At 31.7% G+C, this 23,212-nt stretch carries 19 protein-coding genes; 5 read left to right on the top strand and 14 right to left on the bottom strand.

Features of this window, described 5'->3' with window-relative positions; genetic code table 11:
- Nucleotides 1-15: 15 nt before the first annotated feature.
- The 6 genes from rodA to sppA form a co-directional block, all read right to left on the bottom strand.
- A complete protein-coding gene (rodA, locus tag N5D46_RS02705) occupies nt 16-1,560 on the bottom strand; it encodes a rod shape-determining protein RodA (RefSeq protein WP_280049124.1) in 1,545 nt (514 codons plus the stop codon).
- Nucleotides 1,529-3,514, bottom strand: coding sequence for a penicillin-binding transpeptidase domain-containing protein (locus tag N5D46_RS02700; protein WP_280049123.1), 1,986 nt, complete (start codon nt 3,512-3,514; stop codon nt 1,529-1,531). The genes rodA and N5D46_RS02700 overlap by 32 nt, the downstream gene beginning before the upstream one ends.
- The gene (gene mreD / locus N5D46_RS02695; protein ID WP_115001501.1) at nt 3,511-4,026 is read right to left on the bottom strand and encodes a rod shape-determining protein MreD; all 516 of its coding nucleotides are present in this window, start codon (nt 4,024-4,026) and stop codon (nt 3,511-3,513) included. Before mreD ends, N5D46_RS02700 begins: the two co-directional genes overlap by 4 nt.
- Nucleotides 4,016-4,867, bottom strand: coding sequence for a rod shape-determining protein MreC (gene mreC / locus N5D46_RS02690; RefSeq protein ID WP_115001503.1), 852 nt, complete (start codon nt 4,865-4,867; stop codon nt 4,016-4,018). Before mreC ends, mreD begins: the two co-directional genes overlap by 11 nt.
- Nucleotides 4,868-4,881: 14 nt before the next feature.
- On the bottom strand, nt 4,882-5,907 hold the full coding sequence (locus N5D46_RS02685) for a rod shape-determining protein (protein WP_019975837.1): 1,026 nt from the start codon (nt 5,905-5,907) through the stop codon (nt 4,882-4,884).
- A 168-nt stretch (nt 5,908-6,075) separates the two neighbouring features.
- Nucleotides 6,076-7,845 (bottom strand): signal peptide peptidase SppA, encoded by a 1,770-nt coding sequence (gene sppA / locus N5D46_RS02680; protein ID WP_280049122.1) that lies wholly within the window; start codon nt 7,843-7,845, stop codon nt 6,076-6,078.
- A gap of 49 nt (nt 7,846-7,894) precedes the next feature.
- Here sppA and folK point away from each other — a divergent pair, with 49 nt between their 5' ends.
- Together folK and N5D46_RS02670 are read left to right on the top strand one after the other, a co-directional pair.
- The gene (gene folK, locus N5D46_RS02675; RefSeq protein ID WP_280049121.1) at nt 7,895-8,284 is read left to right on the top strand and encodes a 2-amino-4-hydroxy-6-hydroxymethyldihydropteridine diphosphokinase; all 390 of its coding nucleotides are present in this window, start codon (nt 7,895-7,897) and stop codon (nt 8,282-8,284) included.
- An 80-nt stretch (nt 8,285-8,364) separates the two neighbouring features.
- Nucleotides 8,365-9,765 (top strand): OmpA family protein, encoded by a 1,401-nt coding sequence (locus N5D46_RS02670; RefSeq protein WP_280049120.1) that lies wholly within the window; start codon nt 8,365-8,367, stop codon nt 9,763-9,765.
- A gap of 103 nt (nt 9,766-9,868) precedes the next feature.
- Here N5D46_RS02670 and N5D46_RS02665 read toward each other — a convergent pair whose 3' ends face one another.
- The 7 genes from N5D46_RS02665 to putP all read right to left on the bottom strand — a co-directional run bounded on the left by N5D46_RS02665 (nt 9,869) and on the right by putP (nt 18,978).
- A complete protein-coding gene (locus N5D46_RS02665; protein ID WP_280049119.1) occupies nt 9,869-11,236 on the bottom strand; it encodes an exonuclease domain-containing protein in 1,368 nt (455 codons plus the stop codon).
- A gap of 4 nt (nt 11,237-11,240) precedes the next feature.
- Nucleotides 11,241-12,770, bottom strand: a complete 1,530-nt coding sequence (locus N5D46_RS02660) for a helicase HerA-like domain-containing protein (RefSeq protein ID WP_125348700.1) — start codon at nt 12,768-12,770, stop codon at nt 11,241-11,243.
- Nucleotides 12,771-12,803: 33 nt separating this feature from the next.
- Entirely contained in the window at nt 12,804-13,844 is a 1,041-nt protein-coding gene (locus tag N5D46_RS02655; RefSeq protein WP_052217546.1) for an endonuclease/exonuclease/phosphatase family protein, read from the bottom strand.
- Nucleotide 13,845: 1 nt separating this feature from the next.
- The gene (locus N5D46_RS02650) at nt 13,846-14,733 is read right to left on the bottom strand and encodes a rhomboid family intramembrane serine protease (RefSeq protein WP_280049118.1); all 888 of its coding nucleotides are present in this window, start codon (nt 14,731-14,733) and stop codon (nt 13,846-13,848) included.
- Between the two features lie 3 nt (nt 14,734-14,736).
- On the bottom strand, nt 14,737-15,477 hold the full coding sequence (locus tag N5D46_RS02645; RefSeq protein ID WP_125348696.1) for a rhomboid family intramembrane serine protease: 741 nt from the start codon (nt 15,475-15,477) through the stop codon (nt 14,737-14,739).
- A 4-nt stretch (nt 15,478-15,481) separates the two neighbouring features.
- Nucleotides 15,482-17,266, bottom strand: a complete 1,785-nt coding sequence (gene mutL / locus N5D46_RS02640) for a DNA mismatch repair endonuclease MutL (RefSeq protein ID WP_219033639.1) — start codon at nt 17,264-17,266, stop codon at nt 15,482-15,484.
- 212 nt (nt 17,267-17,478) lie between these two features.
- The gene (gene putP / locus N5D46_RS02635) at nt 17,479-18,978 is read right to left on the bottom strand and encodes a sodium/proline symporter PutP (protein WP_280049116.1); all 1,500 of its coding nucleotides are present in this window, start codon (nt 18,976-18,978) and stop codon (nt 17,479-17,481) included.
- 76 nt (nt 18,979-19,054) lie between these two features.
- On the opposite strand from putP, the gene N5D46_RS02630 reads away from it, so the two are divergent.
- From N5D46_RS02630 to N5D46_RS02620, 3 genes are read left to right on the top strand one after another with little or no spacing between them, the layout of a single operon-like run.
- Entirely contained in the window at nt 19,055-21,058 is a 2,004-nt protein-coding gene (locus N5D46_RS02630; RefSeq protein WP_280049115.1) for a thioredoxin domain-containing protein, read from the top strand.
- A gap of 18 nt (nt 21,059-21,076) precedes the next feature.
- Complete coding sequence (locus N5D46_RS02625; protein WP_280049114.1) at nt 21,077-21,631, top strand: DNA-3-methyladenine glycosylase I; 555 nt, start codon at nt 21,077-21,079, stop codon at nt 21,629-21,631.
- Nucleotides 21,632-21,680: 49 nt separating this feature from the next.
- Nucleotides 21,681-22,568, top strand: coding sequence for a DMT family transporter (locus N5D46_RS02620; protein WP_280035998.1), 888 nt, complete (start codon nt 21,681-21,683; stop codon nt 22,566-22,568).
- Between the two features lie 56 nt (nt 22,569-22,624).
- Here N5D46_RS02620 and N5D46_RS02615 read toward each other — a convergent pair whose 3' ends face one another.
- The gene (locus tag N5D46_RS02615; protein WP_125348682.1) at nt 22,625-23,200 is read right to left on the bottom strand and encodes a hypothetical protein; all 576 of its coding nucleotides are present in this window, start codon (nt 23,198-23,200) and stop codon (nt 22,625-22,627) included.
- Nucleotides 23,201-23,212 lie beyond the last annotated feature (12 nt).

Here is a 23,212-nt window from a genome sequence, read left to right as displayed (position 1 = left end):
TTATTGAATTATTTTCTAAATAAATCCTTGACTGTTCTTGTAATGAATGATTAGGAAAATTCCGATCAGAATAGTGAATCCCCACAACGAACTTCCTCCATAACTAAAGAATGGTAGCGGAATACCAACTGTTGGGAAAAGCCCAATTACCATTGCAATATTGATAAAGAAATGGAAAAATAAAATAGAGGCGACTGCATATCCATAAAATCGTGCAAATCTATTTTTTTGATGTTCGGCTAAGAAAAATAATCGTCCAACAAAAATTGCGTAGACAATTACCAAAGCTGTACTTCCTATGAAACCCCACTCCTCTCCAACTGCTGTAAAAATGTAATCGGTTTGTTGTTCTGGTACAAATCTTCCTTTTTTAATAGTTCCTTGATTGTAACCTTTTCCATATAATTCGCCCGAACCAATCGCAGTTTTCGCATACAATAAATTATATCCCGAAGTATCACGATACTTTGCTTCTCCTTCGTACAAAACCATCACACGCTCTTTTTGGTGTTTGGGTAATTTCTCAAAAATGATCGGAGAAATAAAACTAACCGTGCTTGCAAATAATAACAACACAATAGACGCAATAATACTAAAATTCAGAACATTTGCAGCTAATCCAGATTGTGTTTTGAATGGTGAATCATTAATTTCTTTTTGTTCGGTTAATTTTAAAATTAAAACTGGAATAATTGATATAAAGAATCCAATCAATCCAAAGAAAGTTGTATTAAAAAATATCGGTTCTGAGAAAAATAAGGAACGCATTGGGAATAAATGTCCAAAAGATTCTCTTGTTGTTTCTGATAAATCTTCTACTAAATAACAGATTCCAATCAATAATAAAAAGAAAATTGACAATCCAATCAAAACACCATGCATTGCATCAACTACATTCTGATTATAATTAAATGCCAAAATTAGTAGCGCAATTGTTAGAATTATAAAACCTAAAATCAGTAAGACATAAAAAGGAATTTGTACAATCGAAATCAAGAAAATGATTAATAATATGATTGGCGCTAAAATTATCCACGGATTAAGTCCTTCTCTGTACAAGGCAATACTTAATGAACAGAAAATAATTACTGAACCTAAATCGGGTTGTAAAAGAATTAAAACTACTGGTATTGCTATAATCAACAATATTTTTCCTATAAAACCTAAGTCTTTTAGATTTGCGTTTGAATGATTGATAAAATTAGCAATCAACAAAGCTGTACCAATCTTCGCAAATTCGGCTGGTTGCAAACTCAGAGGTCCAAAACGATACCACGCTTTTGCTCCATTAATTTCCTTTCCAACAATCAAAACTCCGACGAGTAAAACGAGGGAAATGATATAAAAGACAGAACTATAAATTTCGAAAAAATTACGGTTGTTTCCACTCGCAATTATCAAAATCAATATCATCACCACCCCAAGTCCAAACCAAATTAGCTGTTGTACACCTAAATCTGGATTGACACTATACACATTCATAATCCCGAAAGTTACTATCAGAAACCCTAGGATCAGTACGGCCCAATCAATTCCTTTTAGTAATCTGCTTTGGCTCATGTTTTAGTTTTGTTGAATCTTTTTTTAATTTTAAACTATCTATTTTATTTCCGATAGAATCCTTTTTTACAGGTTCTACGTATAATCCTTTTCTTTTTAGATAATCTATCCATTGACGACGATATTCGCCTTGTAGATTACCATTTTTCATACGTTGCACTAACGCAGGACGTTTTATTGTATCTGTTACATACAATTCAGCAATCAAACTCGCCATTGGTCCAGCATAAGTTGTACCCCAAGAACCATTTTCTACAATTGCAGCAATCGCAATTTTTGGTTTATCTGCTGGAGCAAACAATACAAATAATGAGTGATCTTGTCCATGAGAGTTCTGAGAAGTTCCAGTTTTACCAAATTGTACAAAAGAACTTGTATCAAAACTACGAGCTGTACCCATTGTAAATACATTACGCATTCCGCGTTGAATGATGTCAAAATGTTTTGGATCAACCAATGTATTTTTTTTCACCATATAAGTAGAATCCGTCAATGGTTTTCCATCAATACTATGTACAATATGTGGTGTAAAGAAAAAACCTTTGTTAGCAATAATCGCCGTATAATTTGCCATTTGCAGCGGAGTTGTATTAATATCTCCTTGTCCCATACCATTAAAGATAATACGATAAGGATTCCAAACACCTTCTCCAAAACGATTATCGTAAAACTCAGCTGTCGGAATAAGACCTTTGCTACCAACAGGTAAATCTGTTCCCATAAATTTTCCTAATCCGAAACTATTCAAAATGGAAGCCCATTCATTAATTCCGACACTATAATCATTTGGGTCTTTACGAACAATATCACGATAAGCTTCAGAAAAATAATTATTACATGATTTTCCAATTGCATGTTCTAAACCTTGCGGCGTATAATACATTCCACAGTGACAACCAATATGCATACGTCCATAACGGAAACCATGTTTACAAACATATGTTGTTTTTTCTGTCATCGTTCCCATTTGTAAACCAGCCAAAGCCGTTACCATTTTGAATGTAGAACCTGGAGGATAAGTTCCTTGTAAAGCTCTATCATAAGTTGGACGAGCAATAGAATCGTTGATTAATGCACTTCTCAACTTTGTATTCAAATAATCGTTTGGATTAATTGTAGGTGCGGATGCTAAAGCCAAAATTTCACCATTATTAGGATCAAGCGCGACAATTGCCCCACGTTTATTTTGAAGCATTTGTTCCGCCAATTCTTGCAAACGATAATCAATTGTCAAATGAACTGTTTTCCCACTTTTTACAGGTCGATCATAATCTCCGTTTTTATATGGACCAACAACATTCATTGTTCGGTCTACAATCCAGTTTTTTACACCTTTTATTCCTCGCAAATCTTTTTCATACGATTTCTCAACACCAGCAATACCAACCAAATCTCCAGGTTGATAATAGGTTGAATCTGTTTTGATATATGCTTGATTGGCTTCGTTTATATAGCCCAGTATATTTCCGGCAGAATTTACCATGTATTTACGTTCAGGACGTTTGATGATACTAAACGCTGGATACAAATATAATTGCTCTTGCATACGAGCAAAATTCTCGCGCGAAATATTCTTTAAAAAAGGATATGGAGATAATTTTTTGTAATCTTTTGCGGTAACAATTTTATCTAAAATAGAATCAAATTGTTGTGTTGAAATTCCAATCATTTTAGAGAATTTAGGTTTATCAAAACCATTCATATATTCTCCATAACTGTCAATTAATTTCCCTGGAATAACGTCTAATTCATACGAATAGGTATTACTCACCAACAATTTTCCGTTTCGATCAAGAATATCACCACGATTGGGATAAATGATTTCTTGTTTGATCGAAGTATTAAATGCATTTAACGTATAACGATCTGTAAATAATTGCAAATACGCCAAACGTCCTATAAATAGAAACACTATAAACAGGATGAGTGCATAAACAACCATCAACTTTTTCATACTCCAACTTTATTTTTAAATAAAATTTTATAAATAAAGACAAACACAAAAGTTATTCCCGAACTGATTAATGCTTTTAGCATCAAAGGTCCAATTCCTGATGGTTTAAAATTCTCAAGAAGTAATAAAATAATATGATGTGCAAGAATTAGAATAATCAAATAAAACAACCATTGCGCAAAACTGAACGAATTGAAAGAGAAAAATTCCATTTCGTAATCTTGTTTTCCTGCCAAAAGTTTGATGATTGGATTTCTAAGAAATGCGATAAGTGTTAATGCAAAAGCATGAATTCCTCCTGTGTATTCGAAAATATCTATCATTAATCCTAACATAAATGATAAGATTAGTAAGGCATATTTATTTTGATAAGGCGCATAAAATAATACAAATACAATATAGATATATGGTTGATAACTTCCTAAAAAGTTGATGTGATTAAACACAAAAACTTGTAACAAAGCTAAAACGATAATCTTGATAATATTGATTAAAAAATCTTTATTGAACATTCTGTGGACTTGTTATTGTATCTGATTTTTCTACTTGTTGAATTTCAACTTTATTAAGGTTTGTGACCACATAAGCTTGTGCTAAATTGGCGAAATCTTGTTTCAATCTTACTTGAACTTTCATTTCTCCCGTTTCATCAATTCCTTTGCTTACAACTTTACCTATAATAATTCCTTCTGGGAAAACTGGCGATTTACCATCTGTTTCGATAATATCTCCTTTTTTCACTTCGATGTATTTCGGAATTTCATATAATTGGACAAAACGAGGATCTTTTCCATCCCATTTCACTGTCCCAAAATATTGATTTCCTTTGATACGTGCATTGATATTGATATCCTTGTTTAACAACGAAATTGCACGAGAATAATTTTTCCCAGCAAAAGTTACAATACCAATTACACCATTATTTGTAATGATTCCGTCACCTTTTTCTATTCCATCATTTGTTCCTTTATCAATCGTCAAAAGGTTTTGCGTTTTGATAATCGAGTTATTTACAATCTCTGTAGGTACAAAAGAATACGTTTGATGATAACCTAAGGTATCCGATTTGTAAAACTGTTTAGTTTTCGCATCTTTAATACCTAAATGCACCAATTGCTCACGCAAAAAGGCATTTTCGTCCATCAAATCTTTATTGGCACTCGGTAAATGAATAAAGTTTGTCACCTTCGCAATTTTATCATCCACATAACCTGTAAACGACGTGCTTGCAGAAGCAAGAATAGTTTCGTGATAAATATTTTTCTTAAAGACAAGAAACAACGCAATTAACTCTAAAAAGACAAAAATTAATAGCATTCCATTTCTTCTAATCGCATTCAGAATATATTGCATTGCTCTTTACTCTTCTATTTCATTAAGAAAGTGAATTTATCAATATTTTTAAGTGCAATACCTGTTCCACGAACAACAGCACGTAAAGGATCATCAGCCAAGAAAACTGGTAAACCTGTTTTTTTAGAAATACGTTGATCTAAACCTCTCAACATAGCTCCACCACCAGCCATATAGATACCAGTGTTGTAAATATCTGCAGCTAATTCTGGAGGAGTTTGAGATAACGTTTCCATTACACCATCTTCGATGCGTAAAATTGATTTGTCCAATGCGCGTGCAATTTCGCGGTAATTTACAGTAATTTCTTTTGGTTTTCCTGTAATCAAATCACGTCCTTGTACTGGCATATCCTCTGGTGCATGCTCTAGTTCTTCTACAGCAGCTCCAACTTCAATTTTAACACGTTCAGCAGTTCTTTCTCCGATATATAAATTATGATGGGTTCTTAAGTAATATGCAATATCATTTGTAAAAACATCACCTGCAATTTTCACAGATTTGTCACAAACAATACCACCTAATGCAACAACGGCAATTTCTGTAGTACCACCACCTATATCAATAATCATGTTACCTTTAGGTTGAGTGATATCAATTCCAACACCTATCGCAGCAGCCATTGGTTCGTAAATAAGACGAACATCTTTTGCATTAACGCGTGCACAAGAATCTTTTACAGCACGTTTCTCAACTTCTGTAATTCCAGAAGGAATACAAATCACCATTCGTAATGAAGGTGAAAATAACTTCCCTTGAATTCCAGGAATTTTCTTGATGAACTCTGTCAACATGAATTCTGAAGCTTCAAAATCTGCAATTACTCCGTCTTTCAAAGGACGAATTGTTTTTATATCATCATGCGTTTTACCTTGCATGTGTTTTGCTTGTTCTCCAACAGCAATAACTTTATTTGTTCTTCTATGTATAGCGACGATAGATGGACTATCTACTACAACTTTATTATTGTGGATAATTAAAGTGTTAGCAGTCCCCAAGTCAATCGCAATTTCTTGCGTGAAAAAATCAAATAATCCCATCGTTGATTATGTCTCAGTATTATTAAAAATGAATGTACAAAAGTATAATAAATTTAGATGATTATAAAAGAGAATTTAATTTTATTATCAACTAAATATTTTTACTAAAATAGTAAGATTTTAACAATAAAAAAGGGTTAAAAATATTTTAACCCTTTTTTATGATTTTTATTGAATTTGAATATCGTAAGGTAGCCTAACTTGAACACCTTTTTGCTCATTCATCATCTTTATTTCTTTGTAAATTCGGATTCCGTCCGAACCTAATTCTTTTGCAATTGCTGCTTCGGTATTTTTTCCTTGAAGATTATCCATAAATTCTTCAAAAGAATCTTTTCTTTTTGGATAATTTTCTGTCGAATATTTTTCTATTTTAGCCAATTTAGCTGCTTCTTTTATTGCTGTATCTAAACTTCCGAAATCATCTACCAAACCAATTTGTTTTGCACGAGTTCCAGACCAAACACGTCCTTCACCTATTTTATCAACTTGCTCGTATGTTAATTTTCTATTTGTAGCAACGTGATTTACGAATTTTCCATAAATCAATACAATTGATTTTTGCATCGTATTTTTTGCTGTTGGTGATAATGGTGTCGTCAAAGACTTTAACTGATCTGCATTTGCATTCGTTTTTACTTCATCAAAATCTAATCCGAAATTATTGAATAATTTTTGCGCATTTGGTATCATTCCAAAAACACCAATAGACCCAGTTATTGTATTTGGTTGCGCATAAATTTTGTCCGAAGCTTGTGCGATATAATATCCACCAGACGCCGCGACATCACCAAAAGAAACTACGATTGGCATTTTTGTTTTCAATTGCATCAATTCATATAAAATTTCTTCTGATGCATTTGCACTCCCTCCTGGAGAATTTACACGTAAAACTAAAGCTTTGATTTTATCATTTTGACTGATTTTGCGAATCGCATCCACATAAGTTTTCGATTGGATTCCATCAAAACCATCTCCTTCTGTAATTGTTCCAGATGCGTATAAGACTGCAATTTTATCTTTTTCAGATTTTTCTGATAAAGTTTCGAAATAATCTTCCACTTTTATCGTATGTTTTTCAAGAACTTCAAAATCAGTTTTTGATTTTTCTTCTTTCAGACCAAGTTTTGTGAATAACATTTTTTGATATTCATTTTCTTGAGCCAATACATCATAAATCTTATTTTCTTTTCCTGTTTCTGGAATAAAAGCATACAAACTATCTGTAACTGTAGTAAATTGTTCAGGAGAAATTTTACGTGATTTTGTAATCGAATTTGAAACATTACCCCAAACATCATTCAATAATTCTGATAATTGCAAACGATTCTCATCAGACATATTTGTTCTCATATAAGGCTCTACAGCACTCTTAAATTGTCCGTGACGAATCACCTGAAAATCTACACCATATTTATCTCCTGCATTTTTGAAGAACATAATATTAGAACTCAAACCTTGTAATAAAGTTCCACCCAAAGGATTTTGATAAATTTTATCAGATACACTACTTATATAATATGACAACTGACTTCCTGAATTAGAATATGAATACACAAATTTTCCAGATTTTTTAAAATCTTCTAACGCATTACGAATATCAGTCGCTTGCGTAGCTCCACCAGAAAATTTATCCAATTTCAGACTAATTCCTTTTATTTTATCATCATTCTTCGCTTCTTCAATTGAATGAATAATATCTTGTAAAAAAACATTTGGACTTTCTGACATATCAAAAATAGAAACGGAACGATCCATATCACTTTCCATAATTGGATCTTCTAACGAAATTTCTAAAACAGAACCATCTTTCACACTTTTTGTTGGAGCAGATAATGCTGAAACAAATATCAAAACGATAAGAAGTATTACAAATACACTAATCGTTAATAGATTTCCTATGATTGTTGAGAATACTCTCCCGAAAAAGTTTTTCATTTTTAATTTATTATTACTTTTGCTCTATATGTCGCAAAATATAGTCATTTTGTTACTTGGTACAAACTTAGGTGACAAAAAAAATAATTTAGAAATAGCTAAAAACCTTATAAACAAAGAGGTAGGTAATATAAAAAAAGAATCTAATATTCTTGAAAATAAGGCTGAAGGATTTACAACGGATCATTTATTCTTAAATCAGAAAATAGAAATCAATACAAGTTATTCTCCATTTGAGGTTTTGAAGAAAATTAAAGAAATTGAACAAAAAATGGGGAGAATCTATTCTCAACCTAAAGAAAATGAAATTTACGTTGATCGCTTAATAGATATTGATATATTATTCTATAATAAGCTTTTAATTAATTGCAATTATTTAAAAATTCCTCATCCTCAAATTTACTCAAGAGAATTTATCAAAAGTTTATCTTTTTATTAAGATATTAACTATTAATTCATTAGTTTTGTAAAATTATATTAAGATATGCTTTATATTAGTTATAAAAATAATTCTAACCTATGAAAAAACTTTTATCTTTATTAATCTTAGGTGCTGCGGTATGTGCTAGTGCGCAGACCAAGTACGATGAAAAACCATTCAACAATAGTAAAAAGGAATTTAATGATTGGTCTATTTCTGCTTTTGGAGGATTGAACGCATTACAAAATACAGACTTAGTATCTTGGATGGGCGGAGGATACTTTACTCCTGGATATGATTTTCAATTTCAAGTCAATAAACAAATCTCTCATGCTTTTGGTCTAAGCTTACAATATCAATTAGGACAAACGAGACAAAAAGGAACCATATATGACAATACCCCTTGGGGAAATGCTTATCAAGGAAAAGCTCATGGAAAAACAAAATATAATGGAATTTCTGTTTTAGCTGATATTAACGCATCTAATCTATTAAGAAGAGTAGATAATAAAACTGAATTTAAATGGGCTATGCATTTATATGGAGGTTTTGGTATATTAGGCTTTAAAGCTTATAGACAACATTTTTATGGATCAGGTAATGATTACGGTTTAGTTACTGATCAAAAATTATCTGACAAATCTGTTTATGGTCAAGTAGGAGCTGGTTTACGTTATAAATTAAGTGACAAATTAGATCTTGAATTACGTGGAATGTACGTAATGTCTGGTGACGAAGAATTTGATGGATCAGGAAAACCAGAAATTGGATATTGGACAGCAGCAGATGTTGAAGAAGGTCGTGATGATAATATGTTTACATTATCTTTAGGATTACATTATAAAATTGGTAAACATAAAGATGCATTACAATGGGTTTCTCCTATAGCATACAAAGCTCCTGTAGAACAAACTCCTTTCGAATGTATTGATGAAGATCGTGATGGTGTTTGTGATCAATGGGATAAATGTCTTGGGACTCCAGAAGGTATTCGCGTAGACGGATCAGGATGTTCTTTAGATTCTGATGGAGATGGTATTCCAGATAGTGAAGATAAATGTCCTACAATTCCTGGACCTCCTACAAACGGTGGTTGTCCTGAGAAAGTAATCAGAATTTCTGGTGAAGATGTTGCGACAACTATTAATGCTTATTTAGAAGGAATTGAATTCGATTACAACTCTGATCGCATTAGAGAACAATCTTATGAAAAATTAAATCATGCTTCTGAGGTATTGTTAGCAAATCCAGATTTCAAATTCGTAGTGGAAGGTCATACAGATGCTGCTGGTGGTGTTGATTATAACCAAAAATTATCTGAAAGACGTGCTACTTCTGTTGTTCGTTACTTAGCTAACAAAGGTGTTGACACAACTAAATTGTCGTCTGTAGGAAAAGGTAAATCTGATTTAAAATGGCCAGAATGTAATCCTGTTACAAACTGTCCTGCTTGGAAAAACTTAGAAAACAGACGTGTAATTTTCAAAGAAATTAAATAGTCTAAAATTTAATCATACAAAAAAAGCTCAGTTAATATTAACTGAGCTTTTTTATTATTTTATATTTATATTTTCTTCTTTTAAAGAATATTAATCGAATTAATTATTCAATAATAACGATTTGATTAGAATTAGAAGAAACTTTATACAAAAAGTATTTGAGCATATTTTTTATTTCTTCCGTTTCTTTAATCGGAATTAAGATATTATGAATCTTTTCTAACGTTTTTATTTGATGATGATATTCGTAATAACCATATCCTTTAAATTCTCCATTCTCAACTAAATAAAATGATTTTTCAATTCCTTTTCGTCCTTTATCAATAATCAAAAAAGTTTCGGAAGGATATTCAGTTGTTTTAATAAAACTTTGAATTCGTTCATTGTAAACTTCTTTAGATTCCTCTTTTACACAAGCTCCATTGCATTTATTTACTTTATATTGGAAACACGAATCATCCGATTTTATTCCAGCATTTACTTGTTGACAAAGATTATAATCGTGAACGATTTTTTCTAAAACCTCTTTTGCACGTTCCTTAGTTTTAAATTTCAAAACAGGTTGTGTCTTTCTAACTTTCCCTATTTCTAATCTCGAATAACCACGTTTAGACTCCAAATAATACAATCCAAAAGGATAAACTTTATTCTCAACTAACTTTACGTTATACATTGGTTGATTATTCAAGACCTCGTTATTTTCTTTAATTGCAGCAAGAAAACCACTTCCAGTTTCTTCGAATTTTATAGAACGTGTATAACGTTTCAGCTTATTAGCTTTTAAAGTTTTTGATGTAAAAATTTGATTAATAGATCGTGCAATATTATTGCTTCGACAAATATAAATAAGTTGTTTTCGGCTATTGTATAAATAATAAACCCCGATAGAATTAGGTAAACCTTCAAGCAGTTTCTGATACTTAGAATGTGCTTTTTTAGGTTGTTTTAAACCTGTTTTCTTCGTGATTATTTTTTCCGAATCTTTATCTAACAATAATTTAAACAAAGAAATTGTCGCTCTTGCATCTCCAGAAGCCCTGTGTCTATCTGTCACTACAATTCCAAGCGATTCGCATAATTTTCCTAAAGAATATGAAGGTAATCCTGGAATCAATTTTTCGCTATATTCGAACGTATCAATCCATTCTTTTTCGTAATTATATCCCAAACGATCGAACTCTTGTTTTAGCATTCTATAATCAAACATTACATTATGTCCAACTAAAATACAATCATCTGTAATCTCAACTATACGTTTTGCTACTTCGTGAAATTTAGGCGCTGTCAACACCATTTTATCTGAAATATGCGTTAACCTTTGTACATATTGATCAATCTTTTTTTCGGGATTAACTAATGATATAAACTGATCGACAATTTCTTTTCCATCATATTTATACACCGCAATCTCTATGATTGACTCTTCCCCCACTTTTCCGCCAGTCGCTTCTATATCTAAAATCGCGTACACGTGCTTATTTTTTTCCTTTTAAAAAATTAGTTAACATTTTCATTCCAAAATCCATCAATTTTCGAGTTGCAGTACGACTTACATCACGCACAACAGGATTATCTGTCCAATTTTTTTCTTTAGGAATACTTCTTGTTGAAGTTGCTTTTGGAACAGGTTTCTCTATATTTTTTTGTTGTTCTAATTTTTGTGATAAAATTTCATTTGCAGATTCACGATCAATATCTGTCGCATATTTTGTCACTAAATCTGAGTTTGAGGTAATCGTATCGATTTCATTTGAAGTCAAGATATCCATTCTCGAATTTGGCGCTCGCATATATGTATAAGCCAAAGGAGTTGGAATACCTTTTTCGTCTAAAGCAGTCACAAAAGCCTCTCCAATCCCTAATTGAGTGATTACTTCACTTGCTTTATAATAGGTAGTTGTCGGATAATTCTCAATTGCTTTTGTTATTTCTTTACGATCTTTCGCAGTAAAACCTCTTAACGCATGTTGAACTTTAAGACCTAATTGACTCAAAACTGCATCAGGAACATCTCCAGGAACTTGCGTTACAAAATATAATCCCACACCTTTTGATCGAATTAATTTTACCATTGTTTCAATTTGATTCAACAAAGCTTTCGTAGCTTCCTTAAAAATCAAATGTGCTTCATCAATAAAAATCACCAATTTCGGTTTATCAGAATCTCCAGATTCAGGGAATTGAGAATAAATTTTATTCAATAAACTCAACATAAAAGTTGAAAATAAATTAGGTTGATTTTGAATATCAATCAAACGAATAATATTTACAATTCCTTTTCCGTCTTTCGTTTTCAATAAATCCTGAACATCAAAACTTGGTTCTCCAAAAAACTTTGTTGCACCTTGCTGTTCTAATGCAACAATTTTGCGCAAAATAGCTCCCAAAGAAGCTGGCGCAATTGTTCCATAATTCGAATTTAATTCAGATTTTCCTTCATCAGAATCTGTCACATATTGCAAAACACGTCGAATATCCTCCAAATCAATCAAAGGTAAATTACGATCTTGACAATATTTGAATATAATTGAAATAATACTTTCTTGTGTTTCATTCAGTTCCAAAATTTTACTGAATAAAATTGGACCAAAATCACTTACAGTTGCACGAAGTTTTGCACCTGGTTCATCAGAAATAGACAAAAACTCGACAGGAGAAGCTTGCGGATCAAAAGGTAAATTAAGCGCCTCCATTCTTTCTTGCGCATTTTTATCTTCCGAATTTGCAGCAGCTCCAATTCCAGATAAGTCTCCTTTGATATCCATCAACAAAGTTGGAACACCTTTCAGAGAAAGTTGCTCGGCGATAATCTGCAAAGATTTTGTTTTCCCTGTTCCAGTTGCTCCACCAATCAATCCGTGACGATTCATTGTTTTTAATGCTACTGAAATTTCAACTTCTTCTACAATTTCGCCATCTAATTTGGCTTTGCCTAAAATTATTTTATCGTTTTTAAAAGAATAACGACTTTGTATCTCTTGAATAAAGCTTTCTTTCTGGTTCATTTTGATTGATTATTGAATAAATATAGAAAAAATTTATTCTGAAATTTTATATTTTACAGCTACTGGATAATGATCCGAGAATTTTTTTCGAATAACATGTGCCTCAATAGGTTTAAATAATTTAGAATGAAATAAATAATCAATTCTAATTGGAAATTTAAATCCATGAAAAGTTGTCGCATTTCCTTTTCCAACTTCTATATAAGAATCGTGAAGATATTTTTTTAACTTCTCATATTCGTACGAAACTGGAGTCGAATTAAGATCCGTTCCCAAAATAACTGGATAACGTGAAGATGTGATATATGGAATAATCGCTTCTAACTGTTTTTGATGTTTTTGCATTCCTTGCACCAATTTTAACTCAACTTTTCGACTCGAAATTTCGGCAGTTCGCGAATCATCGGATTGAATAATTTCTTTTACCATCGCTTTATCAATGTACATTGGTTCAAGATAAACATTAATTACACGAATCGTATCATTCCCTAAATCGATATCTGCATATGCGGCAAGACCATTCAATTCATCATTATCATCAGGCGTTATTTTTTTGGTTTGAATAATAGGATATTTACTATAAATTGTCAATAAACCATAAAATTCTGAATAGTAATTTTTGAATTCTTTATTTTTTAGACTTTTCTGTTGACCTTCATACGCTTCTTGAAGCAGCATAATATCTGCCTTATTCTTAATCAAAAGTTCTTTTGTTCCTTCTTCTTTAAAACCATGTACATTATATGTCAATACAGATAAATCAGCTTTTTTATCTTTAACTTTATTGAATTGTACAATTGGATATGAAAGATAAATTGGGTAAAATAATCCGGCTGAAAGAACTAAAATTAACAAAAAGTGTCGCCAGCTAAACAGTAACCAATACAGTAAAAACATTGCTCCAAATGCAAATAATATTGGAAAACCAATCGAAATAAAGTTAAAATATGGAATTTCTGTAGGCGTAAAAATTTTATTTAAATAGACACAATAAGCCACTAACAAAAAAACGATATTAATTGTTAGTACTAAACGATTGAAATAATTTAGTTTAAACTTACTGATTATACTCATTTTACCTACCTTCTCTAAACAGAAAGTCTTTTTCTTCTTTGGACAAACTCTCGTAACCTGAACGAGAAATCTTATCTAAAATTACATCAATTTTCTTTTGTTTTTCAACTTTTTGATGATTAAAATCGTAATCATCTTTCGGAACATTTGATCGCGAAGAAGTTGAAGAAATATTTTTATATGTTTTGAAAGTTGATTTCTCTTTTTTCTTAAATAACTCCTCTATTTTGAAAATAAAATTGCCTAAAAAATCATTTCCTCTCTCAAATTGTTTCATATAAAGATAACCAAAAATAGCACCTCCCAAATGTGAAATACTACCACCCGCGTTTTGATTAGCTATAATATTATACACATCAAAAGCGATAAATACATAACCAACATACAATAATGGAAATGAAGTAGGAATCAACAACAAACGAACAGGCATTTTCGGATTATACGAAATCATAGCAAAAAAAACTGCGTAAACCGCTGCCGAAGCACCAACTAATAAATGTGAATAATTGAAAACGTTCTGAAACAATAAAAAGAAAATTCCGCCAGCGATCCCTCCAAAAATATAGAATGTAACTAAATTTCGGTTTTGAAATTGTTGCAAAAACATTTGTCCAACAAAATACAACAAAACCATATTCATTATCAAATGAAAAAGATTGCCATGTAACCAAGAATATGTTAGGATTTGCCAAGGTCTTACAATCAAATCATCGAAAGATGACAAAGCAAACAAACCTGTTGTTGTAATCGTAGAATTTGCTACCGTTCGAAGAACAAAATCAACAATTAACAATGTAAAAAACACCACAACGTTAACGTAAATTAATTTTGTTGCGCTATTTCCTGATGAATATTTTAATTTTAAATCGTCTAAGATATTATTTGCCATTTCTTAATTCCATCTATATAAATTCTTTTTCCAATGTCTTGTTAACAAGAAGCCAATCAATCCACCTCCTAAATGTGCAAAGTGAGCTACATTTCCAATGTTTTGATATCCCATATAAAACTCAATTAATACCATAATTGGAATAAAATATTTTGCTTTTACAGGAACTGGGAAAAAGATTAACATTAATTTTTCGTCTGGATATAAAACCGCGAAAGCCAATAACAAACCATAAATAGCACCAGAAGCACCAACCATTGGTGTTACATAATTTGTCAAAAGTTCTGACGCAGCTTGGTTATTTTGAATAATTGAATTCGTATGATATCCACCTTGCATATTTAATTTTGCAGCTTCATAAATTTGACTAAAACCTATTCCTTGCGTTTGAACAGCATCTTTTAACTGCTCTATTTGAAAGTAATTAACTGCATTAAACAATATAAAACCTCCTAAACCAGCTAACAAATAAAGCGTCAAGAATTTTTTTGGTCCAAAAGTTTGTTCAACCACAGAACCAAACATCCACAATGCAAACATGTTAAACAAAATATGTGAAAAATCGGCATGCATAAACATATGCGTCAAAATTTGCCAAAATTTGAAGTTGGGAGATTCTGGATAAAAAGCACCTAAAATCACTCTCAAATCGATTCCTTTTGTGCTAAAAACAAAAGTCGCTAGAAAGAACAAACCGTTTATAATAAGTAAATTCTTTGTAATCGGTGGTATAGATTGTCTCATTCGTTTATTGTAATGTTTTTTTGATATCAGCCGTATTCATCTGCACAAAAATTGGGCGTCCGTATGGCGTATAATTCGGATTTGGTAGTCTTAACAATTCTTCAACCAAAGTTTGCATTTGTTCAGATTTTAATGAAACTCCTTTTTTAACAGCCGCATTTTTTGCTAAAATTTTTGCAAACGTATTTTCTAATTCAATTGATTCTTGGTATTCTAATTCCTCGATAAAATCCATAAAAACAGACACTACATCCTCTTGTTGCACATCAACAGGAATCGCATTAATCTGTATTGCTTCTTCATCCAACGAAATATCAAAACCAAAACTCAACAATTGATGCTCTACATTGATTAATTTCTGACGATCATTTGGCGAAAGTTCCAACTCAATCGGGAAAAGCATTTGTTGTACCAAAGCACTTCCATTATTTGAATGTATAAATTTTTCGAATAATATTTTTTGATGCGCGCGATGTTGATCGATGATTAACAATTCGCCACGATATTCAACAACCAAATATTGATTCATCCATTGAATTACTTCAAAACTATCATGAAAATCTTCAGATTCAAATAATTGATGCGCATGATTATTTTCGATTTCTAACTCAACAGCATCTTTATAAAAATCCATATTCGCACGAATATCAGACGGTTTCGGCGCTCTTGTTTGTTGATGCTCGAAAGGGTTAAAACTAGAATCAACCGTAATTTCTGGCATTTTAATTTCTGTATCTTCCGTCGCAGATGGAATAAATGCCCAGTTTGGATCTTGTTCAAAATCCAACGAAGGAATTACATTAAATTGTCCCAAAGCGTGTTTTACAGCAGCTCTAAGAATAGTAAAAATCAATGCTTCATCCTCAAATTTAATTTCTGTTTTAGTTGGATGAATGTTAATATCAATTTTTGACGGATCAATTTCTAAATACAAAAAATAAGAAGGACTATACCCCGTTGGCAACAAACTCTCAAAAGCATCTACGATTGCATTATGCAAATATCCACTACGAATAAAGCGATTATTCACAAAGAAAAATTGTTCGCCACGCGATTTTTTTGCAGCATCTGGTTTCCCCACAAAACCTTTCACTTTTACAATTTCTGTATCTTCTTCAACGGATATAATTTGTGAACTTAATTTTTTTCCGAAAATTTGAGCAATACGTTGTTTCAGATTTCCGGCTTTCAAATGATAAACCTCTGCATCATTGTGATGTAAAAAGAAACTAATGTTTTCGTGCGCCATCGAAACACGTTGAAACTCATCTTGAATATGACGAAATTCAACCTGATTAGATTTTAAGAAATTACGACGAGCAGGCACATTATAGAAAAGATTTTTGACCGAAATAGACGTTCCAACTGGACAAACAACAGGATCTTGATTGCGAACTTCTCCACCTTCAATCACCAATTGCGAACCAACCTCATCCTCTTCTCGACATGTTTTCGTTTCTACTTGCGCAACAGCTGCAATCGACGCTAAAGCCTCTCCACGAAAACCTTTTGTATGAATATTATAAATATCCTCTGTCTTTCTTATTTTTGAAGTCGCGTGACGTTCAAAAGCCATTCGGACATCCGTCACACTCATTCCCGAACCATTATCAATCACTTGAATCAAGCTTCTTCCAGCATCTTTTACAATTACCTGAATAGAAGTTGCACCAGAATCCACCGCATTTTCAATCAATTCTTTTATCACAGAAGCTGGTCGTTGTACAACTTCTCCTGCGGCAATTTGATTGGCTACATGATCTGGCAGTAATTGAATAATATCGTTCATATTTTCGTATAAATTGATTTAATTTTGACTATTTTTTTAATCAAACTTTACAAATATACAAACAAATCTCTCTTTTGACCTTATTCTCTATAAGTGAAACTTATCAACAATTGTTGATGTTTTAAGTTTTAACTTTTGAATAATAAATTCATAATTTTTAACAATAAAAAAGGTAGACAAAAGCCTACCTAATTTTTTATATTTTTATTGCATTAATTCTCTTTCAAAACAGCTTTCATTTCATCAAATTCTTTATCAATCTCTTGATTCGGTTTTTGAGTCAATAATGAAACTACATAAATTGCAATAACTGAAGAAATAAATCCTGGAATCATTTCATACCAATCTTTGTAATCATGATTTGCATAAACCCAAGCTAAAACAACAATTCCTCCTGTTAACATTCCAGCCAATGCACCTTGCCAAGAGGTTTTTTTCCAGAAAAGTGAGAAAACAATCACTGGTCCAAATGCAGATCCAAATCCTGCCCAAGCATTTCCAACTAAGTTTAAAATAGAATCTTTAGGTGTTAAGGACAATAATACTGCTATAACTGCTACAATTAAAACCGATAAACGACTTGCTGTTAACAATTGTTTCGGAGAGGCTTTTTTGTTCAAAAATGCCTTGTAAATATCTTCTGTTAACGAACTTGATGTTACTAATAATTGTGAAGAAATTGTACTCATTACTGCAGCTAAAATTGCTGATAATAAAAATCCTCCAACTAATGGATGAAATAAAACACGAGAAAAATAAATGAATATCGTTTCTGCTTCTGTTTTAGAACCATCAAATTTCAGCATAGTTGTTTGATCAAATTTCATCAAATAAGCAATCCCAACTAATCCAACTAAAAGAGCTCCACCCACTGTAAAGATCATCCAAGTAATCCCAATGTTTCTTGCTTTTGCTAAATCTTTCGGATTACCAATTGCCATAAAACGTACTAAAATATGTGGTTGTCCACAATATCCTAATCCCCATGCCATCAACGATAAAATACTAATTGTTGTTGTCCCTTTGAATAAATCCAAATATTTATCACCTTTATCATTAATCAATGAAAAAGTTTCTCCAACTCCGCCAATTTCAGAAATCGCTACAATCGGAACAATAACCAAAGCCAAAACCATGATAGTTCCTTGTACGAAATCAGTTAAACTTACAGCTAAAAAACCTCCTAAAAAAGTATACAATACAACTACAAAACTTGTCATCCAAAGTCCTGTCATATAATCTAATCCAAAAGCAGATTCAAACAATTTCCCTCCAGAAACCATTCCAGCAGATGTATATAATGTAAAAAAGACTAAGATTAATATTGAAGATACAATTCGCAATAAACGAGATTTATCTTTGAAACGATTTTCGAAAAATACTGGTAATGTAATCGAATTTTGAGCGATTTCTGTATAGATTCGTAATCGCGGTGCGACAAAAATATAGTTCAAAAAACATCCTGTTGTCAATCCAATTGCAATCCAAGCACTCGACAAACCTGTAAAATACATTGCTCCTGGAACGCCCATTAACAACCAACCACTCATATCAGCAGCACCAGCAGAAAGCGCCGTTACAGCCGCTCCCATTTTCCTTCCTCCAATCAAAAAATCTTCGGAATTACTTGTTGATTTTCGGTAGGAATAAATCCCGATTCCAATCATCAGAGCCATATATGCGCCAATAGAAATGTATTCGTAAATGTTCATGTGTTTTAATTTTTATCGAAAATATAATTTTTCATCCACAAAAATTGTACGAACTTTAAATTTCTAAACAAGAATCATGAATTTTCAACAAAATAATCTAAAATCAGCGACAAGTCCGTATTTGAAACAACACCAAAACAATCCTGTTTGGTGGCAAAGTTGGAGTGACGAAGTTTTGAATCATGCAAAAAAAGTCAACAAACCTTTGCTTATTTCAATTGGATATTCTGCTTGTCACTGGTGTCATGTGATGGAACATCAGTCTTTTGAAGACGATGAAGTTGCAAAAGTGATGAATGAGAATTTTGTTTGTATTAAAATTGATCGTGAAGAACGTCCTGATTTAGACGCTTTGTATATGAATGTCTCACAATTAATTCATCAATCTGGCGGTTGGCCACTCAATGTTTTTGCTTTACCTGATGGTCGCCCTTTTTATGGCGGAACTTATTTCCCGAAAGTTCAATGGATTGAATTATTAGAAAATATCAACCATTTATATCATCACAATCAAGCTAAAACAATGGAATATGTCAACTCTATTGCGGATGGTTTGAATAAAATGGAAACAATCGAATTGAAATCTTCTTCCACTTTTTCAACACATAAAATTGATGAAACATTTGAATTTTGGCAACAACAATTTGATGATGAATGGGGCGGATTTAATCGTGCACCGAAATTTATGTTACCAAATGCTTGGGAAACAATTTTGCGACATGGAATTCAAACTAACAACGAACATTGTTTAATTCAAACCAAAATAACATTAGATAGAATGGCTTTTGGCGGAATTTACGATCAACTAAAAGGTGGTTTTTCTCGCTATTCGGTCGATCCGTATTGGAAAGTTCCACATTTCGAAAAAATGCTTTACGATAACGGACAATTGCTTTCGCTTTATTCGAATGCATATAAAGTTTATGAAGAAAATGAATATAAAACAGTTGTCGAAGAAACGATTAATTGGCTGAAAGATGAAATGCTTTCGTCTGAAAATGTTTTTTATTCTGCTATTGATGCTGATTCTGAAGGCGAAGAAGGAAAATATTATGTTTGGAAATCGGATGAATTGAAAACAATTTTGAAAAATGATTTCGACTTATTTCAAAAATATTATAATGTTGATGAATTTGGAGAATGGGAACATGGTAATAATATTTTGATGCGCTTGACAGATGACGAAGATTTCGCATCAAAACAGAATATTACAAAAACAGAACTTCAAGCTAAAGTTAATGAATGGAAAAAAACCCTTAATCCAATTCGTGAAAAGCGCATCAAACCTCATCGTGATGAAAAAGTTTTAACTTCTTGGAATGCTTTAAACATAAAAGGTTTGTGCGATGCATACATCACTTTTGAAAACGATGAATATCTTGATTTAGCAAAAAATGCAACCAATTTTATTTTAGAAAATCAATGGAATGGTGAAATCTTGTTCAGAAATTATAAGGATAATCAAACAACAATTCCAGGATTTTTGGATGATTATGCCCTAATGATTGAAGCGTTAATCAAGCTTTATGAAGTTACTTTAGAAATGCATTATTTAGAAACTGCTCAAACCTTAACAGAAGAAGTTTTCAATCAATTTTATAATCATAAGAATAAAATGTTTGCGTACAAATCCCATTATGATACGCCTTTGGTTAACGAAACATTTGAGATTTATGACAATGTTATTTCATCATCAAATTCGGTAATGGCAAATAATTTGTTCAAATTAGGGAAGATTCTCAATCACGAAAAATACATTGAACAAGCGAAACAAATGTTAAACAATATCGAAGAAAAAATTCACGATTATCCAACTGGTTTTGCAAATTGGATTCAGTTGTATCTAAATTTCGCTTATCCGTTCAAAGAAATTGTAATTGTTGGTGAAAATGCATTAGAATTCTCGAAGCAAATTCAACAATGTTATGTTCCGAATGCAATTTTTGTTGCTTCAAAAACAGAGAATTTAGAAATCACTCAAAATCGATTCATCGAAAATAAAACTTCCATTCATATTTGCGAAAATTATACGTGTCAATTACCCGTTTATTCGGTTGAAGAGGCTTATAAAAATATTTAGAATTTACAATAAAAAACCATGAAAAAAACACGTTGCGCTTGGGTAAACAAAGACCAAGATTATATCGATTATCACGATAATGAATGGGGAAAACCTGTAAAAGATGATAAAATTTTATTCGAATTTTTGATTCTCGAATCTTTTCAAGCTGGATTAAGTTGGTTCACAATTCTGAAAAAGAGAGAAAATTTTAGAAAAGCTTTTGCTGATTTTAATGTAGAGAAAGTAGCCAAATTTGATGAAGCTAAAATTGATGAATTAGTCCAAAATGAAGGTATTATTCGTCATCGAGGAAAAATTTCGGCAGCAATTAATAATGCAAAATTATTTATAGAAATTCAGAAAGAATTTGGTTCTTTTTCAGATTTTATCTGGAAATACGTTGATGGAAAACCAATTATCAACAATTGGAATTCGATAAAAGAAGTTCCTGCAACAACAGAAATTTCAGATCAAATTGCAAAAGATTTGAAAAAACGTGGCTTCAAATTCTTTGGTTCAACCACTATTTATGCGCATATGCAGGCGGTCGGAATGGTAAATGACCATACAACAGATTGTTTTTGTAAATAACAGCTCAATAAAATCATCTGAAATGTGCATCTTTGCGCAAACTTAGAAAATGAAAATCGAACTAAAACATTGGATCATCCTTGGCGTTTTGGCGCTAACTTGGGGAAGCTCGTTTATTCTCATCAAGCAAGGATTGGTCGCGTACACGCCATATCAAGTTGGAGCATTAAGACTAACAATTGCAGGAGGAATTTTGGCAATTTGGGGAATTCCAAGTCTATTTAAAATTCCGAAAAATAAATTAAAATATGTCGCATTGGCTGGTTTCTGCGGAAATTTCATTCCAATGTTTTTATTTCCAATGGCGCAAACACACGTTTCGAGTTCAATGGCTGGAATTTTAGATTCTTTAGTTCCATTATTTATTTTACTTTTTGGTGCTTTATTTTTCAATATCAAAGGAACTAAAAATCAAGTTTTGGGAGCAATAATCGGATTTATTGGAGCTGTTTTATTAATTGGTGGCGATGGTTTTTCTGGCGAAAATAGTCTTTTACATTGTTTATTAATTGTATTAGCAACCGCGCTTTATGGAATGAATAGTTTAATCTTAACACGCTATTTAAACGACGTTCCATCATTTCAATTATCCTCGGCTCTATTCACAATTTGGTTATTACCTTCAATTTTCATTTTAATTATTTCAGGATTTTTTGATGTATTCGAAGGAACAGAACAACAATTAAAAAGTTTAGGTTTTGTTGCTATTTTAGGACTTTTAGGAACTGCTTTAGCGATGATACTATTCTACCGATTGATACAATCTACAGGTTCGATGTTTGCCTCAATGGTGACTTATTTAATGCCTGTAGTTTCTGTTTTTTGGGGATTTTTAGTTGGAGAAAAAATCTCATGGATCCATTTATTTGGATTCGGAATGATTTTATCAGGCGTTTATTTAACACAGAAAAAAGAAAAAGAAGTTGAAGTAATTTAGATAATATATTTCATAATAAAAATGCCTTACAAAGCTAGCTTTGTAAGGCATTTTTATTAATTTAAGACTTCTTTTGGAACTATTTTCCCTAAAATTGATTTCAAATTAGGATCAATTACAAGAAATTTCCATGTCATTTTATTATCTATAGAGCTTCCAATAACTTCTGAATTATCTGTTACTTTAAAAAATTGAGTTTCTTTATCAAAAACAACATTTCCATCACCATATTCTTCTTCTAACGCAGTTAAAACATATTTAACAGTCTCTTCATCTGCATTATCAAAATCTATTTCAGCTATCTTCATTTCATAAAAAGAAACTACATTCATTTTTACATAATCAATCTTATCTATATTTTTAATCTCACCAATTTTAAACGAATTTGGTAAAGTCAGCTTCAACTCTAAACCTTCTGTTGCAAAAATAGCTTCCATTGCAGATTTAAACTGTTCCCTTGAATAAAATTCAAAAATTCTTGGATCTGTATATTCCAGAGCTTGATCAAACTTTTTTTCTATAACAAATTGAGTATAGGCTATATAATCACGTTTTATATTTTGTTGAAAAGATTGCGCATTCATCGTTACGAATGTCAATAAAAGAAAAGAAAAGGATAGTATTTTTTTCATTATTAAAGTTCG

The organism is Empedobacter sp. GD03865, assembly GCF_029840775.1.
GTDB classification, from domain to species: domain Bacteria; phylum Bacteroidota; class Bacteroidia; order Flavobacteriales; family Weeksellaceae; genus Empedobacter; species Empedobacter falsenii_B.
The sequence above is the reverse complement of the archived record's forward strand: the minus strand, read 5'-3'. Positions and strand labels throughout refer to the sequence as shown.

Coding starts and splice junctions, on each gene's coding strand:
- N5D46_RS02650 (WP_280049118.1), bottom strand. CDS start 14,733: ATGGCAAATAATATCTTAGACGATTTAAAATTAAAATATTCATCAGGA.
- mreD (WP_115001501.1), bottom strand. CDS start 4,026: ATGTTCAATAAAGATTTTTTAATCAATATTATCAAGATTATCGTTTTA.
- rodA (WP_280049124.1), bottom strand. CDS start 1,560: ATGAGCCAAAGCAGATTACTAAAAGGAATTGATTGGGCCGTACTGATC.
- putP (WP_280049116.1), bottom strand. CDS start 18,978: ATGAACATTTACGAATACATTTCTATTGGCGCATATATGGCTCTGATG.
- N5D46_RS02645 (WP_125348696.1), bottom strand. CDS start 15,477: ATGAGACAATCTATACCACCGATTACAAAGAATTTACTTATTATAAAC.
- N5D46_RS02655 (WP_052217546.1), bottom strand. CDS start 13,844: ATGAGTATAATCAGTAAGTTTAAACTAAATTATTTCAATCGTTTAGTA.
- N5D46_RS02685 (WP_019975837.1), bottom strand. CDS start 5,907: ATGGGATTATTTGATTTTTTCACGCAAGAAATTGCGATTGACTTGGGG.
- sppA (WP_280049122.1), bottom strand. CDS start 7,845: ATGAAAAACTTTTTCGGGAGAGTATTCTCAACAATCATAGGAAATCTA.
- N5D46_RS02620 (WP_280035998.1), top strand. CDS start 21,681: ATGAAAATCGAACTAAAACATTGGATCATCCTTGGCGTTTTGGCGCTA.
- N5D46_RS02630 (WP_280049115.1), top strand. CDS start 19,055: ATGAATTTTCAACAAAATAATCTAAAATCAGCGACAAGTCCGTATTTG.
- N5D46_RS02660 (WP_125348700.1), bottom strand. CDS start 12,770: ATGAACCAGAAAGAAAGCTTTATTCAAGAGATACAAAGTCGTTATTCT.
- N5D46_RS02700 (WP_280049123.1), bottom strand. CDS start 3,514: ATGAAAAAGTTGATGGTTGTTTATGCACTCATCCTGTTTATAGTGTTT.
- mreC (WP_115001503.1), bottom strand. CDS start 4,867: ATGCAATATATTCTGAATGCGATTAGAAGAAATGGAATGCTATTAATT.
- N5D46_RS02615 (WP_125348682.1), bottom strand. CDS start 23,200: ATGAAAAAAATACTATCCTTTTCTTTTCTTTTATTGACATTCGTAACG.
- N5D46_RS02625 (WP_280049114.1), top strand. CDS start 21,077: ATGAAAAAAACACGTTGCGCTTGGGTAAACAAAGACCAAGATTATATC.
- mutL (WP_219033639.1), bottom strand. CDS start 17,266: ATGAACGATATTATTCAATTACTGCCAGATCATGTAGCCAATCAAATT.
- N5D46_RS02670 (WP_280049120.1), top strand. CDS start 8,365: ATGAAAAAACTTTTATCTTTATTAATCTTAGGTGCTGCGGTATGTGCT.